The 15,936-nt window shown below is 47.7% G+C and carries 13 protein-coding genes; 9 read left to right on the top strand and 4 right to left on the bottom strand.

Going from position 1 to position 15,936, the window contains the following annotated elements; translation table 11 throughout:
- Positions 1-43 precede the first annotated feature (43 nt).
- The 9 genes from ADU23_RS29835 (at position 44) to ADU23_RS29795 (ending at position 10,657) form a co-directional block, all read left to right on the top strand.
- A complete protein-coding gene (locus ADU23_RS29835; RefSeq protein ID WP_053377089.1) occupies positions 44-1,825 on the top strand; it encodes a sensor histidine kinase in 1,782 nt (593 codons plus the stop codon).
- On the top strand, positions 1,818-2,879 hold the full coding sequence (locus ADU23_RS29830; protein WP_053377088.1) for a response regulator transcription factor: 1,062 nt from the start codon (positions 1,818-1,820) through the stop codon (positions 2,877-2,879). The genes ADU23_RS29835 and ADU23_RS29830 overlap by 8 nt, the downstream gene beginning before the upstream one ends.
- A 101-nt stretch (positions 2,880-2,980) precedes the next feature.
- Positions 2,981-4,276 (top strand): ABC transporter substrate-binding protein, encoded by a 1,296-nt coding sequence (locus ADU23_RS29825; protein ID WP_053377087.1) that lies wholly within the window; start codon positions 2,981-2,983, stop codon positions 4,274-4,276.
- A 94-nt stretch (positions 4,277-4,370) separates the two neighbouring features.
- Entirely contained in the window at positions 4,371-5,255 is an 885-nt protein-coding gene (locus ADU23_RS29820) for a carbohydrate ABC transporter permease (RefSeq protein WP_053377086.1), read from the top strand.
- A complete protein-coding gene (locus ADU23_RS29815; protein ID WP_053377085.1) occupies positions 5,252-6,079 on the top strand; it encodes a carbohydrate ABC transporter permease in 828 nt (275 codons plus the stop codon). The genes ADU23_RS29820 and ADU23_RS29815 overlap by 4 nt, the downstream gene beginning before the upstream one ends.
- The gene (locus ADU23_RS29810; protein ID WP_053377084.1) at positions 6,076-8,079 is read left to right on the top strand and encodes a beta-galactosidase; all 2,004 of its coding nucleotides are present in this window, start codon (positions 6,076-6,078) and stop codon (positions 8,077-8,079) included. Before ADU23_RS29815 ends, ADU23_RS29810 begins: the two co-directional genes overlap by 4 nt.
- Positions 8,080-8,281: 202 nt before the next feature.
- The gene (locus ADU23_RS29805) at positions 8,282-9,379 is read left to right on the top strand and encodes an LLM class flavin-dependent oxidoreductase (RefSeq protein WP_231637654.1); all 1,098 of its coding nucleotides are present in this window, start codon (positions 8,282-8,284) and stop codon (positions 9,377-9,379) included.
- 160 nt (positions 9,380-9,539) lie between these two features.
- Positions 9,540-9,851, top strand: a complete 312-nt coding sequence (locus ADU23_RS29800; RefSeq protein WP_053377083.1) for a chorismate mutase — start codon at positions 9,540-9,542, stop codon at positions 9,849-9,851.
- 35 nt (positions 9,852-9,886) lie between these two features.
- On the top strand, positions 9,887-10,657 hold the full coding sequence (locus ADU23_RS29795) for a DUF3891 family protein (protein ID WP_176707724.1): 771 nt from the start codon (positions 9,887-9,889) through the stop codon (positions 10,655-10,657).
- Positions 10,658-11,038: 381 nt separating this feature from the next.
- Here the strand turns inward: ADU23_RS29795 and ADU23_RS29790 are convergent, their stop codons facing one another.
- The 4 genes from ADU23_RS29790 to ADU23_RS29775 all read right to left on the bottom strand — a co-directional run bounded on the left by ADU23_RS29790 (position 11,039) and on the right by ADU23_RS29775 (position 15,841).
- Positions 11,039-12,157: a Ger(x)C family spore germination protein gene (locus ADU23_RS29790; protein WP_053377081.1), complete on the bottom strand. Its 1,119-nt coding sequence runs from the start codon at positions 12,155-12,157 to the stop codon at positions 11,039-11,041.
- On the bottom strand, positions 12,154-13,254 hold the full coding sequence (locus tag ADU23_RS29785; protein WP_053377080.1) for a GerAB/ArcD/ProY family transporter: 1,101 nt from the start codon (positions 13,252-13,254) through the stop codon (positions 12,154-12,156). The genes ADU23_RS29790 and ADU23_RS29785 overlap by 4 nt, the downstream gene beginning before the upstream one ends.
- Positions 13,251-14,753 carry a spore germination protein gene (locus tag ADU23_RS29780; protein WP_053377079.1) on the bottom strand — a complete coding sequence of 501 codons (1,503 nt, stop codon included), beginning with the start codon at positions 14,751-14,753 and terminating at the stop codon, positions 13,251-13,253. The genes ADU23_RS29785 and ADU23_RS29780 overlap by 4 nt, the downstream gene beginning before the upstream one ends.
- A 146-nt stretch (positions 14,754-14,899) precedes the next feature.
- The gene (locus ADU23_RS29775) at positions 14,900-15,841 is read right to left on the bottom strand and encodes a ribose-phosphate diphosphokinase (protein WP_053377078.1); all 942 of its coding nucleotides are present in this window, start codon (positions 15,839-15,841) and stop codon (positions 14,900-14,902) included.
- Positions 15,842-15,936: the final 95 nt, after the last annotated feature.

The raw sequence follows: 15,936 nt of genomic DNA, 5'->3' as shown, positions 1-15,936 counted from the left end.
TTTGCACACAAAAGCTAGAATAGAAGCGGGAGGCGCAGAGCATATGTTGGCCAAGCTGATCCGTTTACTGACTGACCCCTTCCGGCGCAGTATTCGGAATAAATTGATTTTTACGATGATTTTTTTGTCCGTTATTCCGATTATAGCGGTTACCGCTTTGGCAGCCGAAAACACCCGAAAGTCGATGGAAGCGGAAGTAATCGGAACGAATTTATCCAATATGAAGTGGACGGGCGTTTATTTGGGGGAGCAGTTCTCGCAATTAAACAATCTCGTTTATTCCGTGCTCATCAGCCCTCATCTTAGTGACTATTTGGCGAGCACGGAAGGTTCGCTGCTCATTAACCAATTTGCCGCCCAAAAAAACATAATGGATACGCTGAGCAATTTATTTTATTCCGCAGGCAATCATGTGATTGGTGTTGAGTTGTTTTTGAAAGAACCGAGAAAGTTGTTTACCATAAGCGGGAACCAATATGACTTGGAGACCTCGCCAGATATCCCATCCCCGTATAAGGAGCTGTTCGAGGAAGACAAGGATTTTCTTATCCAATCCAATAGCGGGGACGAAGGCCACTTTCAGCTTATAAGGAGCATTAACCGTTTTGAGAACCGTGAGAAGCTAGGCGGCATTTCGCTTAAGATCAGATGGTCGATGCTTGATCAGACGCTGGACTTGATCGGCCGCGGCGAGGAGCATCAGGTGCTCATCGCGGGCGATGACGGGAATGTGCTTTACCAGCGTTTTGGCGAGCGCCCGTCAGACGACATTATGCTGCGGATCAAGGAGACCAAAGCGGCTCAAGGCTATTTCCGCATGCCAAAAGAGTACGTCTTCTATAACACGATTGATCCCGTCGGCTTGAAGCTGATTACGATCATTCCGACCAGCTTTATTAACAAAAGCGCGCAATCGACGATGCAATTTGGCCTTATCGTCGGCGCGATTTCAATCTTGCTTTCGATTTTGATCGCTGTGTTGTTAGCTTGGCGGACGGCCACGCCGATTGTCACGCTGGCAAGATCGATGCAGGGCCTTGGCATCATCAAGGAGACGGAGCTGCCCCAAAGCAACCGCGTGGATGAGATCGGCTTGCTCGAAACGAAGCTTTACAACATGTCCTACCGAATAAGAGAGCATATTAAAACCGAATACAGCATCAATCTGGAGAAGAAGACCGCTGAGCTTAAGGCGCTTCAAGCGCAAATCAATCCGCATTTTTTGCAAAACACGCTTCAAATGATCGGCAGCATGCTCTTTACGAAGAAGCCCGCCGAGAGCTATGAAATCATTCGATCGCTCAGCGATATGTTCCGGTACGTCATTCGTGATCCCAATGATCTCGCATCCTTAAAAGCGGAAATCGAGCATTTGAACAATTATATGCTCATCCAGAAGCAGCGGTTTTCATCCAAGCTAACCTATCATACGGAGATGGACGAGACGGCGATGCTTTCTCCGATTCCGAAGCTGACGCTACAGCCGATCGTTGAAAATGCTTTTTTCCACGGGCTAGAAAATAAATCAGGCAATTGGGAGCTCAGCGTGAGCGTGGTGCGCGAGCATGCGGGGGTCCGAATTCGAATCCGAGACAATGGCGTTGGCATACGCGAGGACAAGCTTGCCGACCTGCAAAAGCGGCTTCACCATCATAGCGGGCAAGTATGGACGCACGGCAATCGCATCGGCATTCAAAACGTTGCGTCCCGCATTCAGATGCATTTTGGCCCGGACTACGGGATTACGGTTGAAAGCGAGTTAGGAGCGGGAACGACGGTCACCGTCACTATTCCAAACAAAGCAGGGGGAGAGCAGCATGCTTAAAGTATTAATTGTGGATGATGAGAGCTGGACAAGAGACATCATTAAGGCATTCGGCGAATGGGAAAGCCTTGGCATGGAAATCGTAGGAGAAGCAGAGGACGGCAAGGAAGCGCTTCGTATGACGGAGCAATTGCAGCCTCATATTGTCATTACCGATATGCGCATGCCCGGAACGGATGGGGCAGCTCTCTTGCAGATGCTTAATGATCAATTTCCGGCGATCAAGACGATCGTCGTTAGCGGCTATGATGATTTTCAATATGCGAAACATGCTATTCGGTTTAAAGCGATCGATTACCTGCTTAAGCCAGTTGATCCGAAAGAGCTGAATACGGCGCTGCAAAATTGCAAAAGCGGGCTTGAGGCTGCCCTTATGGAGCGTGGGCCCTTATCGCTCGATCTTGATATCTCATATTCGCTGGCATCGTATAAGCAGCTTTTAAAATCGCATTTTAACGAACTGAATACAGATGGCGTCCAGGCAACGATTGCTCAAATGATGGAGGAACTCGAGCGCAGCGGAAATACGAAAGCGGTTATGCTGGAGCAGGTCGTACAGGAGCTGCTCCTGCTGCTTAAGGAATTGATGAACGCGAATTCGCAGGACAGCGACGCGCTGCATGCGCCGTACGGGCAGGAGGTCGTAGAGTCGGGTGCGAATACGTCTGCTTTTCTTACCCATCATTATTTGACTACGCTTGGGCAGCTTATTCACCAACGGAAGTTTAAAAACAAATTAAATTTGGATGAAGTCAGGCATTATATGGAGAAGCATTATTCGGAGCCGGTTACGCTGGAGCAGCTCGCAAGAGTTTTTTTCGTGAGCAAGGAGTATTTGAGCAAAATGTTCAAGCAGGAGTTCGGACGCAACGTTACCGATTATATGCTGCACCTGCGCATGGTGAAGGCGAAGGAGTGGCTGCAGGATGAGAGCATTCCCATTAAAGCGATTGCGGAAATGGCGGGCTATGAGGATATCACCTATTTTTACCGCGTATTCAAGAAACATTTCGGCATTGCGCCAGGTGAGATGAGGAAGAGCAGCGAGGTTTAAAAATGTCCAACGAAAGAGTCTAATTCTGTCCAATTAAACGCTTTCATTTTTTAGATACAATGAAAGCGTAAACAAAACAAGCTTCTGGGAGGTCAAATTAGATGAAAAAAATAGTTAAAGGTTTACTCGTTACAGCGCTTGCAATGACGCTGCTGGCTGGCTGCGGAAACAATGCAAACAATGCCGGCAGCACAGATGGCGCAGCAAGCGGCGGCGGTGAGGCAAAAAGCGTGAAGCTTAAAATGTTTATTGCACTTCCGCGGTTTAAAGAGCATTTCGATAAATATATTGCGGATTTTGTGGCGAAGGAAAAAGCAGAGAAAAATATCGACGTTACGGTGCAGCTCGAAATGCCGACATCCGATAACGCGGCGCAAATTTTGAAAACGCGCCTTGCTTCCAACGATGCGCCTGATATTTTCGCGCTTCATGCCATCAACGAAATTCCTTCCTACTACAAAGCGGGCTACTTAGAGGATTTGTCCGACCAGCCTTTCGTTGGCAAGCTGCTTGAAAGCGTGAAGCCTGCCGTTACAACGACGGACGGCAAGGTAGTAGCCGTTCCTTTGGAAACATTGTCATGGGGCTACTTGTACAACAAGAAGATATTTGCCGATCTTGGGCTGACGCCTCCTAAAACATTGACGGAAATGAAAGCGGTTGTCGAGAAGCTGAAAGCGAATAAAGTAACGCCATTCGTGCTTTCTTACAAAGAAGCTTGGATTCCGCAGCTTGTGCTGCCGCTAGCGGCAGGCGCCCTTATCCAAACGGAAAAACCTGATTTCATTGATCGGATGAATAAGGATGAAGGCTCTTTTACCGAACTAAAAGCGATGTTTGACATCTTTGATCTGATTAATGCAAACGGAACGGATAAAGCGACGGAAGTTGGCGGCGATGATGGCGCGGCGGCGTTTGCTTCAGGCAAAGGCGCAATGTGGCTGCAAGGTCCGTGGTATGCAGAAACGATTCTTAAATCGAATCCGGATATGGATTTTGGAGTGGCACCGCTGCCTATCAACGATAACCCGGATGCGACTCTCATTAACCTTGGCGCTTCTACATCGCTTGCCGTTTCCAAAACGACTAAAAACAAAGAAGTTGCGCAAGATTTTATCAACTATATTTTGGATGACACAGCTTCAAACGCATTCTTCCAAGCGCTTAAATTCAATCCGATTTCTACCATTCATACGTATGACAGCTACCCATGGGTAAACGATGCGACGGCTTATGTCAAAGAAGGCAAATCCTATCAAGACCCTCATATTCCTCAATCCGTGAAGGATGAGGTGGGCAAAGGTCTGCAAGCTTACTATGCCGGCCAATTGTCTCAGGATGACGTGCTCAAGGCGCTTGATAAAGCTTGGAAATCGTACAACAAAGTAAATAAGTAATACGAATCAATCTCGGGATGAAGGGGAGACAAGGAGAATCCTGCTTCGCTTCATCCCGTTTTTAGTACAGACACATAGGAGAGGGGCGGATACTGTGCCGATCAAGAGCTACAAAAAATACATCTCGTTATTTACGTTTGTCGCGCCCGCGTTTATTTTATATGCCGTCTTCCTGCTGATTCCGACAATCGGCGGAATGTTCTACAGCTTCACCGATTGGAACGGCTTGAATCGAAGCTATGATTTTATCGGTTTTGGCAACTTTGTCGAAGCGCTTAGAGACGATCCGGATTTTGTCGGTTCGTTATTGTTCACCTTAAAGTATGTGCTGTTCATGGTTGTGCTGCAAAATGTTTTCGCGTTGCTGCTAGCCGTATTCATTGAATCGCGCCGCAAAAGCAAAGGCTTCTTCCGTACGATCTTCTTTATGCCGAACATGATAAGCACGATCATCAGCGCGTTCATGTGGACGTTCGTATTCGCGCAGGTGCTGCCTCAGCTCGCTGAGAAGACAGCGTTTACGTTTCTGGACCAAGCTTGGATCGGCGATCCAAAGATAAGCTTCTTCTCGATTCTAACCGTCTCGCTATGGAACGGTGTAGGCTACATGATGATTATTTATTTGGCTGGGCTGCAAGGCGTGCCTCAAAGCTTGAAGGAAGCAGCTGTCATCGACGGTGCTACCGCTTTCCAAACGTTCCGCAACGTGACGCTGCCGATGATTTCACATGCGATTACGATCTGTTTTTTCCTCACGCTAAACGGTGCGTTTAAAGTGTTCGAGGTCGTCTACGGCTTGACTGGCGGAGGCCCGGGACGGAGCACGCAGGTTATCACGATGAACATCTACGAGGAAGCCTTCTCCAACAACTTCCGATATGGTTATGCCAGCGCAAAATCGGTCATTCTATTCATCATTATTTTAATATTCACATTTATTCAAATTCGAGTCATGAAGAAAAGAGAGGTGGAAGCATGAGCCAGAAAAAATCAACCTCCCTCCTTATTACTATTATTCTGTCGATTGGGGCAGCGATCTCGTTCTTCCCCATCTACTTGGCCGTCATCAACTCGTTCAAGACGCAAGGCGAGATGTTCGAATCTTTTGTCTCTTTGCCATCGAAAATTCAATTCGATAACTACGTAAATGCTTTTCAACAAATCAATTTGCTGGGCAGCACGGTTAACTCGATCATTATTTCGGTGCTAGGCATCGGAGGAATCGTCTTTTGTGCTTCGCTTGCTGGTTATAAGCTGTCCCGTACGAGCGGTAAGATCAGCAATCTGATCTTCTTCCTGTTTATCGCATCGATGCTCGTGCCGTTTCATTCGATTATGATTCCGTTGACTAGAATGGCCAAAGCGTTGTCCGTTCAAGGCAGTACGTATGGTCTTGCAATCATATATATTGGACTCGGCGTCAATATGGCGATCTTTCTGTACCACGGCTTCGTGAAGTCCATTCCGAAGGAGCTGGAGGAGGCGGCGCAAATTGACGGCTGCAATGAATACCAAACGTTCTTTAAAATTATTTTCCCGCTGCTGGTGCCGATTACGGTAACGATAGCGATTCTGGATTTCCTTTGGATCTGGAACGATTTCCTGCTCCCGCTGCTCATGCTGACGGACGTAGGCAATTATACGCTTATCTTGTCTACGAATACGCTGTTTGGAGAGTATAACAAGGAATGGTCGCTTATTTTGGCGGCGCTCGTGCTGACCGCGATTCCGGTCATTATTATTTACTCGTTCTTCCAAAAGTTTATTATGCATGGAATTGCCGAGGGGGCTGTCAAAGGATGAATAAGCTGTTATATGGCGTCGCCTATTATGACGAATATATGCCTTATGAACGATTGGATGCAGATATTCGAATGATGAAGGAAGCGGGCATTAACGTCGTTCGAATCGCGGAATCGACCTGGAGCACGCATGAACCGCAAAACGGCGTGTTCGACTTTTCTTCCGTGGACAAAGTGCTGGATGCGATGCACGAGGCGGGTATCGCGGTTATTGTTGGAACGCCAACCTACGCCGTGCCTGCATGGATGGTCAAGGAGCACCCGGATGTGCTTGCCGTAACCCCTCAGGGGCCAGGCAAATACGGCGCTCGGCAAATTATGGACATTACGAATCCTTCCTATCTCTTCTATTCAGAGCGAATCATAAGAAAGCTCATTAGCCGCGTAAGCACACATCCGGCCGTCATCGGCTATCAGACGGATAATGAGACGAAGCACTATGATACGGCGGGGCCTAACGTACAGCTTCAGTTCGTCAATTACATGAGGGAGACCTATGAAACATTGGACGCCGTCAATCGGCTGTTCGGGCTTGATTATTGGAGCAACCGCATCAATAGCTGGGAGGAGTTCCCTTCCGTTGTCGGTACAATCAATGGCAGCTTAGGCTCGGAGTTCGCGAAGTTCCAGCGGAAGCTAGTGAACGAGTTTCTGGCATGGCAGGTCGCTATCGTGAACGAGTATAAGCAACCCGGACAATTCGTCACCCAAAACTTTGATTTCGAATTCGCATCGCACGGCCATTCGTTCGGCGTCCAGCCGTCCGTTGATCACTTTGCTGCTTCGGAGCCTTTCGATATTGCCGGCGTCGATATTTATCATCCCTCGCAGGATGATTTAACCGGCATCGAAATCTCGTTTGGCGGCGACATGACACGTTCGCTCAAACATAGCAATTACTTGGTGCTCGAAACGCAGGCGCAGGCTTTCCCGCATTGGACGCCTTACCCGGGGCAATTGCGGCTGCAGGCGTTCAGCCATCTCGCTTCCGGCGCGAATATGGTTGCGTATTGGCACTGGCATTCGATCCACAATTCATACGAAACGTATTGGAAAGGGCTGCTGAGCCATGATTTTCAGCCAAACCCTGTCTATGACGAAGCCAAGACAATCGGTGCGGATTTTGCTAGGCTAAGCACGGAGCTTGCCAGCTTGCGCAAAAACAATCGAGTCGCCGTAATGGTCAGCAATGAGGCCTTATCCGCAATGGAATGGTTTAAGCTGCCTGGCGGTAAAACGTATAATGATGTCGTTCGCGCCCTCTATGACGAATTGTACAAGCTTAACGTCGAGGTCGATTTTATTCAGCCTTCCTGTTCTCATTTGGAAAAATACAAGCTGGTTGTCGTTCCGGCGCTTTACGCTGCCCCTTCAGAGAGTTTGGAGCGGTTAAATGAATTTGTTCATAGCGGCGGTCATGTTGTCTATACGTTCAAAACCGGCTTCGCCGACGAGGTCGTAAAGGTTCGTACTTCACAGCAGCCCGGTATCATACAAGCAGCATGCGGCATATCCTATAGCATGTTCGTAACGCCAAATCACGTTGGCTTGAAAGGCCCGTTGATCGAGGAGAGCACGGAGGCAAGCGAGGTTGAAACGTGGATGGAGCTTATTACGCCTACAACCGCTGAAGTGCTAGCTTATTACGATCATTCGCAGTGGGGACAATATGCGGCAATTACGAGAAATCATTACGGCAGCGGAACGGCAACCTATATCGGCTGCTTGCCAAGCGCCGCAGTTGTGAGGCGCGTGATTAGCGGTGCTTTGCAGGACGCAGGCCTTTGGGGAGCGGAGCAGGAGCTTGTTTTTCCAATCATCGTGAAAACAGGTTTGAATGCCAGCGGCAGGCAAATACGTTATTATTTCAACTACTCGAACGAGGCTGCTGCATTTGACTATAAGCACCATTCCGGCACGGAGCTGCTGACAGGAAGCATTGTTAGAAACGGACAAAAGCTAGAGCTGGCGCCTTGGGGATTTCTCATTATAGCGACTTAAATAGTAAGAACCTTCCGATCACAAATGCTGTGGTTATGAAGGTTCTTTTGTACATTGTAAGCGATATAAAACAGGCATCATGCTTGCTAACTTGACGCATCTTAATAACTTATGTATCATTACTTACGTAAAGTAACTAGGTACGGCAAAAGAAGACGTTCTCTGTCTTTTGATCTATAAAGCATGGAAAGCGGTGTTTGACATCAAAGAGGAAATCCAGCAGGAAGCTCCTCCTGCGAAGGAGCAGGCAGGCGCATTTGAGTTTGGCATTTATACGTTAGGTGATATTAGCTCAGACCCTCTGACAGGGCAAACGCTCAGCGCGAGAGATCGCATGAAGGAAATCGTAGCGGCAGCAAAGCTGGCGGATGAAGCGGGCATTGATGTGTTTGGGGTAGGCGAGCATCATCGCTTGGATTTTGCGGTTACCTCTCCGCCCGTTGTACTCGCAGCCATTGCGCAAGCAACGAAGAAAATCCGGTTAACGAGTGCGACGACGGTGCTTGGAACCTCAGATCCGGTAAGGGTATTCGAGGACTTCTCGACCTTGGATTTGTTGTCTGACGGGCGAGCGGAAATCATTGCAGGACGCGGGGCTTACGTGGAATCCTTCCCCTTGTTCGGTTACGAGCTAGCGGATTACAAGGAGCTTTTTTATGAAAAAATCAATCTGCTGCTTAAGCTGAACGATAGCGACAGAATGACTTGGAACGGCCGCTTTCGCACCGCGCTGCAAAATGCTGAAATCGCGCCTCGTCCGCTGCAGCCGGGTCTGCCGGTATGGGTCGGCGTCGGCGGTACGCCGCAGAGCGCGGAGCTGGCGGGCAAACTAGGAGTTGGCATGGCTCTTGCCATCCTCGGCGGTGATCCTGCCCATTTCAAACCATTAGTGGATGTATACCGGGAAGCGGGCATACGAGCTGGCCATCACAAGGAAGATCTAAAGGTCGCGATCACAAGCCACGGTTATATTGCCGAGTCGACGCAGCAGGCGAAGGATGAGTATTATCCCTATTACGCAAGCTATGTAGCCCAGTTCATGGGTGGCAATGCAAGAGGCGAGAAGCTTGCGCGCGGGCAGTTCGAGCAGCTGGCGAATCCAGTGAACGCGCTGGCGGTAGGAAGCCCGGATTTGATCATCGAGAAAATTTTGGCACAGCATGAGCTGTTTGGGCATAGCCGGTTTATGGCCCAGTTCGATATCGGCGGAATCCCCTTCTCTAAGGTGGCGGCTTCGATTGAGCTGCTCGCTACCAAGGTTGCACCGGTTGTGCGCAGAGAGCTAAGCAAACCATCATAATTGAATTTTAAAGTGGAGACTCTCCAGCGTGTTGAGGCGCAGGAAGGTCTCTTTTTTTGGTGCTAAAAACCTGCCAATTGTCAAATAGTTAAGCGCGCATAGCCGATTAAGCTCATGAAATGGTACAATTAAAGAAAATAGATAGATAAGGGAGAGGCGCATGGAGGCTTCTAGGTTAGATGAATTAAGAGTAAATATCGATCAATTGGACGAGGAAATCATTGCCTTGCTGGCAAAACGGTTTCAATTAACAGAAGAAGTGGGTATTTATAAAGCAGCAAATAAGCTTACAGCGCAAGACCCAAGCCGTGAATCCAAGCAATTTGCCAAAATAACGAAGCTGGCAAGCCGCAACGAGCTTAATCCGGAGCACGCAACGGCTATATACAGATGTTTGATGGATGTCGTCATATTGCGCCACAAGGAAATTGGGCGAACCTACGGGCAAAACAATCGGATTGGACAGATATAAGCAGGCATATCGGCCTTATTGGTACGATGGAAGGGATGGCAACGATGATCGTATACGAGAAGGAAGACGCATTCATATTAATTGCACAGCATGATCATGCACGCATTTCCGGGGATCTTGTCTCAGCATGGCAAAGCGGACTATTCTTAAGCGACGAGCGCAAAGAAGAGTTAGCATATGCCGCATACGAGCATGACAGCAGCTGGATTGATTTGGACCGCATTCCCATTTGGAATGACGCCGCCCAAATCCCTTTCTCATTCCGCGATTTTCCGGGCAACATCCGATTTTTCTTTTATTCCAAAGGACTGGACCACATTCAAGAAACGAGCGAATATGCTGCCTTGCTCGGCAGTATCCTATACACGACGTTAGCAGAGCGATTCAGAAACGAGGATACGATCGCCTTTGTAGAGAAAGAGTTCGCACGCCAGAGCGCGATTATTGAACGTCTGCAATTGGATGTGAAGCTGCTCCAGCAGCACGCGAAGTCGCTGCTGTTATGCGACGAGCTGTCGCTGTTTGTTTGCATGGAGAAGCCCGGCACGCCGCGGCGGAACTATGAATGGTTTTCGAATGGTTTTCCTTATTGGTTTGACCGAACCGGAAACACTTCTTTGATAGCGGAGTGGAAGGATGAATCAACGATTGAGCTGTATCCGTTTCCATTCAGCAGGCCCGTCGAGACGTCCCTGTCCTTCAAAGAAGTAAGCAAAACGGATATTGCGAAATATGGCGTAGCCGAGGCTTATACGCGCGCGAAATTGCAGGAAAATAGGCTGGTATTTCAACAGAAGCATCAGTAGGCGCTAATAGGAATGGAAGCAGAAGGACACCGCCGAGCGTTTTGAAGCGCACCCCTAATAGTAGACATTGGACTAACCCAAATGGGAAACCGATGATACGTTAGGGGTGTTTTTTGAATGCAAAATAAAGGCAGAGTCCGTAAATGGGTGTCTAGACTTCATTAAGATAATGTGCGGGCGGTCACGTACTTTGTTAAAAGATTACATTTGTCCACGCTCCTTTCTCCGATTTTGCTCGCCGCCTACTGCTTCTGGCCGGGCAGGTGGAAGATCATCTCCATTTAATCATTGAATCGGCAGACCGGAATTTGGTCTGCCGATTTGTCTAACAAATGGAGCTTGAGCATTTAGGCAGGTTGTCCTTTTTTATTCACGCATTCATTACGTGACCGGTCCCATAGATCCGATGGACAGCTCCAATTTGACGTTAATGACCGCATCCTGAACGGCCTCGCCCCAGCGATCCTCTACTTTTTTATATGCTTCATACTCAAAGGCTCTCGCATGTACGCCGAGCCCGATCGGATCGATTTGATGCTTCTGCACCTTCTTTATTATTTTTTCTATCTCTGCATTCATTTGCTTGCCGATTAGCTGTTCAAGCTTGTTATCCTCATTTGAGACATCAAACGTAAACAATCGCTCGAAGAGTGTAATCGTCATGTTGATACGAAAATCAAATTGAAATCGGTCGTTGTGATAGGAAGTTTTGATTTTTGTTTTAATTTTGCTTGCGCTAAAGCTTATGATATCGGTTGCGAATGGGCCGGTTTTGGGCTCGCTAGGTATGCGATAGGATAAGCTGACGCCGGGTGCTGCCTTCTTTTGCAATAGGCTAAGCAGCACCGTTTCTTGTGCATTGAGCGAAGCGACATATTTGCCCTTCTGGTTGAGTAAAGCCGATCCTTCGAGTCCGATATCTTTTTTGGTCATTTTAACTTCCGCCATGTAAGGCGTGACGCCTTTCTCGTAAAACTGCCGGTGCAGCTCCTGGACAGTCGTCGCATACGTCTCTGATTTTTTGCTTTTGGTATCGACCATCCCGCGTATTAAAATGGGCATTTGCGGCTGTTCCACATTGTTTAAGTAGAAGAGCTCCGATACTTTGCCATCGACGATAACGACGCGGTCCATAACCGTATTTCTTGCATCGCGGAATAAAACATCAAGCATTTCAAACCACCCCTCATGCTGCACCAACCGTTTTCCGATCAAAATAACTTTGAGATTCCGTCCTTGCCAATTGCCTGCCGTAAAGGCATCCTGCCTCGTCTTCGCTTGCCGAAGAGTATTCGTCGTCCCGCTGCTCTGCTGGCTCTGCCGGTCTTTCTTTCGGCTATACACGGGCATTGTAGAAAAGTATTGCAGCTTATCATTTTTATCTAAATCGATGCCAAACGCCAGCGGAGTTGCCGCGTTTTCCAAATTTAATTGGTCGCTGCACCCGGATAACGTAAGGACGGTAAGGAGAAGAAGGCTGGTGATGAGTTGTTTATTCATAAGCTATTCTCCGTCCTGAAACGTTTTCTAAGCATGAGATAACCAAGCAAAATGAAGGGAAACACATATTCCATCCCGATCCCGTACCACCCCATCCAAATGCCAAAACGATCGCTTTGATTAAAGGTTGGGATGTAGAAGTAGGAGCTTACGACAAGCAAGAAGCATAATATTTGCAGCGGCCGAATGACATTTTCGGAGCCAAACGTCCAGCTGATGCAGTATGCGGCAATATAAGTGGAAGGAATCCACGCGAGTGAATAGATGATGATGTAGTAGGAAATAAACGGAACTTCGATTCTCTCCATAAACTGAAATTCAATCGTTTTCAAAATGCTGACGATAGGCTCGTTGAACATTTTTATTTCGTCGGGACTGAAATAAATAAAGCAAGCGAGCGTGATCAGCAAATAAGCGAGCATCGTCAATCCGTTTGAGAGCACCATGTTGCGGAACGCTTTTTTCTTATTGCTTAAATACGGATATAAAATAAAGATGGTCACCATGCCAAGGCTGGGGTAAAGCAAAGCGGGCAAAGCGGACAGAATGGGCACTATGCCTTCCTTGAACATAGGGAGCAAGTAGAGCCAGTGCGCTTGCTTAAGCGTGAACAAATAGATGAACGGAATCCAGCAAGATAGAAAAAAAACGACCTCTGCGTACCTGCCAAGCACTTGGGGGCCGTGTTTGCTGATCATGTAAGTAGGCACCAGAAATAAAAACATGAACATATAGGACGGTGTAGTCGGCATTAACCATGCTTTTGTAATGAGAATGCCCCGGTCAAGACTGTCGTACATAAACGTTAGATAATAGAGGCTGAAGAGAAGGGCGTAACCTTTTCCAACCCATACGCCAAAGTTCTGTGCGAGCAAATCAAGTATCGTGCCATTTGGATGATACTCCATAATTTTCACCACAACATAACAGACGACAACGTTTATCGCAAAAGCAAGCGGAATCGCCATCCAGCCATCGGTTCCGGCGGCATCTGCGAGATCTTTTGGCAGAGAGAGGATGGATACGCTCAGTTGAAGGCCTGACAATATAAAAATGAGCTGCATGGATGTGATTGGATGTCGCCGGGCGCCATTCATTCGTTTTTCTCCTTTCTCACAGATCCTCTCCGTTTCCGCTGCAAGGGAATGCTGTTTGTTGGGCGATTTTTAATTAGCCAAATAGGAACACGAACGAGAGCATCCTTCCAGTCGGCTAATCGCATAGGTGTAATCGGGCTGCCGTAAGGCATGCCTAATGATTTTAAGGTCAGCAGATGAGCGATCATGATCATTAAACCAACCACGAGCCCAACAAACCCAAATGCTGTCGCAAGACCCATCAAAATAAAACGGATAAGCCTTACCGCAGCCACCATATCGTAGTTAGGCAAAATAAACGAGGATATGGCCGTGAAGGCGACGACGATCACCATAATATTGCTTATTAAACCGGCCTGCACGACAGCTTGGCCAATGACGATACCGCCAACGATGCCGACCGTTTGGCCGATCGGCGCCGGCAGCCGGATGCCTGCCTCGCGAAGCATCTCCAAGGTGATTTCCATAAGAATCGCCTCTACGAAAGGCGGAAACGGAACCTGCCCGCGAGATTCTCCGAGCGTCATGAGCAGCTTCATCGGAATAATCTCAAAATGATAGGAGACGACAGCGATATAGAAGGCAGGGAGAAAGGCGGCGGTAAAAAAGGCAAACAGCCTGAGCAGTCTAAGAAACGTAGCAATCGGCCAGCGAATGCTATAATCGTCTATATTTTGAAAGAAGGTGAGAAACGTAACGGGCGCAATTAGCACATTTGGCGATCGGTCAACGACAACGACGCATCTTCCCTGCATTAACTGTGACGCAGCTGTATCCGGACGCTCCGTCGAGACAAATTGAGGAAATAAAGAGAAGGGATCATCCTCAATCAACTCAGAGAGCTCTCCCGCGTTTAAAATAACATCGACATCCACTTTGCTTATTCGCTGCTCTAATGCATCGATGAGGTCTGGATTTGTCACATCAGCCAAATACAAGATCGATACAGCCGTTTGCCCGCGCCGGCCAACGGTCATCCTTTTCATCTTCAGCTCACGATCGGTAATATAGCGACGAATCATTGCAATGTTTTGCCCGCCCGTTTCGACGAAACCTTGATGCGCGCCTTTTAAAGAAGATTCAAGCTGAGAATCTTGAATGGCTCTTTGCGGCAAGCCCCTTGTATCAAGAATGTAAGCTTCATCTCTGCCGTTTACGAACAAGATGCTGCTTCCTTGAAGAAAGCAAAATTCAAGACGGGAAAATGATTTCTCTGCTATAATTTGTCCCACATTTATAATCAGATCATCGCCTGGATGTCCGCTGCCGGATTCTTGCTGAAGCGGACGCAATACATCATGGTTAATGGCAGAGCGCTCGGTCAAGCTTTCTAAATAGATGATTAGCGCTTGCTCGTTCGTTTGTTTGATCGTTAGCTTGCGAATGACTAGATCAGGAGTATCTGAAAACTTGCTATTGATAAGGGAAATGATTTCAAACAGGTCTGAGCTTATGTGATCCGTTTCATCATGAATCATATTTTCAGACTTATCATTCATCGCGTACGCCTCCTTATCGCTGCCATTAATGATTCGCTGCTTATTTTGTCACGTATTTCCAAAGCTATGCATCAAACAGCAAATCCCCCATGCCTAAAGGCAAGGGGGGATCGTTTTAGCATGCTATGCAGTTATGGCAAAATCAGTTAGGTGCCAGCCTTGAAAAGCGTTGCAATAGAGCCGCCTTCTGTAATGATTTTGATTGCTGTAGCCAGAAGCGGAGACATAGGCAGGACGATAAACTTATCGGAGCGCTCCTCGCCAATCGCGATCGTATCGGTGATGACGACCTCGCGAATGTTCGGATGATCCAGCTTCTCAAGCGCATTGGCTGAGAAAAGCCCGTGCGTTGCACATATGTATGAATCATGCGCGCCTTTTTTCTTAAGCGCCTCTACGACATTTACGATCGTGCTGCCCGTATCGATTAAGTCTTCAATAATGATCGGCGTCATATCCTCTACGTCACCGATAATATGCGTAATCTCGGATTGGTTATGCGCTGGACGATTTTTGATCATAATGGCAAACGGGCAATCGAGCAGGCCAGCCAGTTTCTCGGCGGTTGTTGCGCGGCCCGCATCCGGTGATACGACAACTGGGTTTTTAATTTGTTTGCCTCTTAAATATTCAATGATCAAATCAAGCGCCGTTAAATGATCGACCGGAATATCGAAAAAGCCTTGGATCGGATCGGCATGCAAATCGACCGTAATAATTCGATTGGCGCCTACGGTAGTTAGAACATCCGCTACCAGCTTCGCAGAAATCGGCTCGCGCGGAGCAGACTTTCTTTCTTGCCTAGCGTAGCCGTAATAAGGCATAACGATATTGATGGTTTTGGCTGATGCGCGCTTAGCTGCATCAATCATGACGAGCGTTTCAATTAAATGCTCATTAACGGGATGGGATAGCGACTGTACGATAAAAACATCGCAAGTACGAATCGGCTCTTGGTACGATACATGTATTTCTCCGCTTTGATGCCTGGAAATGGCTACTTTACCAAGCGGCATATCAAGTTCCTTACATAGCTGCTCGGCAAGCCTCTGGTTAGAGGTGCCGGAAAAAATTTTTACTTTTTGCATAAAATCTCTCCTTAAAATCTACGTGAATCGACATTGTTTGCTCAATCATAACAAACATAGCTTGGAAGGACAAATAATTGCTGGGCGTAAGAGGT

The sequence above is a fragment of the Paenibacillus sp. FJAT-27812 genome (assembly GCF_001273905.1).
Lineage (GTDB): Bacteria > Bacillota > Bacilli > Paenibacillales > Paenibacillaceae > Pristimantibacillus.
Note: the sequence above shows the minus strand (reverse complement) of the source record. Positions and strands in the feature narration are given on the sequence as shown.

What these genes read in the sequence shown, in the direction of transcription:
- ADU23_RS29810 (WP_053377084.1), top strand. Translation starts at nt 6,076, where the DNA reads ATGAATAAGCTGTTATATGGCGTCGCCTATTATGACGAATATATGCCT.
- ADU23_RS29830 (WP_053377088.1), top strand. Translation starts at nt 1,818, where the DNA reads ATGCTTAAAGTATTAATTGTGGATGATGAGAGCTGGACAAGAGACATC.
- ADU23_RS29795 (WP_176707724.1), top strand. Translation starts at nt 9,887, where the DNA reads ATGGCAACGATGATCGTATACGAGAAGGAAGACGCATTCATATTAATT.
- ADU23_RS29800 (WP_053377083.1), top strand. Translation starts at nt 9,540, where the DNA reads ATGGAGGCTTCTAGGTTAGATGAATTAAGAGTAAATATCGATCAATTG.
- ADU23_RS29780 (WP_053377079.1), bottom strand. Translation starts at nt 14,753, where the DNA reads ATGAATGATAAGTCTGAAAATATGATTCATGATGAAACGGATCACATA.
- ADU23_RS29825 (WP_053377087.1), top strand. Translation starts at nt 2,981, where the DNA reads ATGAAAAAAATAGTTAAAGGTTTACTCGTTACAGCGCTTGCAATGACG.
- ADU23_RS29815 (WP_053377085.1), top strand. Translation starts at nt 5,252, where the DNA reads ATGAGCCAGAAAAAATCAACCTCCCTCCTTATTACTATTATTCTGTCG.
- ADU23_RS29790 (WP_053377081.1), bottom strand. Translation starts at nt 12,157, where the DNA reads ATGAATAAACAACTCATCACCAGCCTTCTTCTCCTTACCGTCCTTACG.
- ADU23_RS29785 (WP_053377080.1), bottom strand. Translation starts at nt 13,254, where the DNA reads ATGAATGGCGCCCGGCGACATCCAATCACATCCATGCAGCTCATTTTT.
- ADU23_RS29835 (WP_053377089.1), top strand. Translation starts at nt 44, where the DNA reads ATGTTGGCCAAGCTGATCCGTTTACTGACTGACCCCTTCCGGCGCAGT.
- ADU23_RS29775 (WP_053377078.1), bottom strand. Translation starts at nt 15,841, where the DNA reads ATGCAAAAAGTAAAAATTTTTTCCGGCACCTCTAACCAGAGGCTTGCC.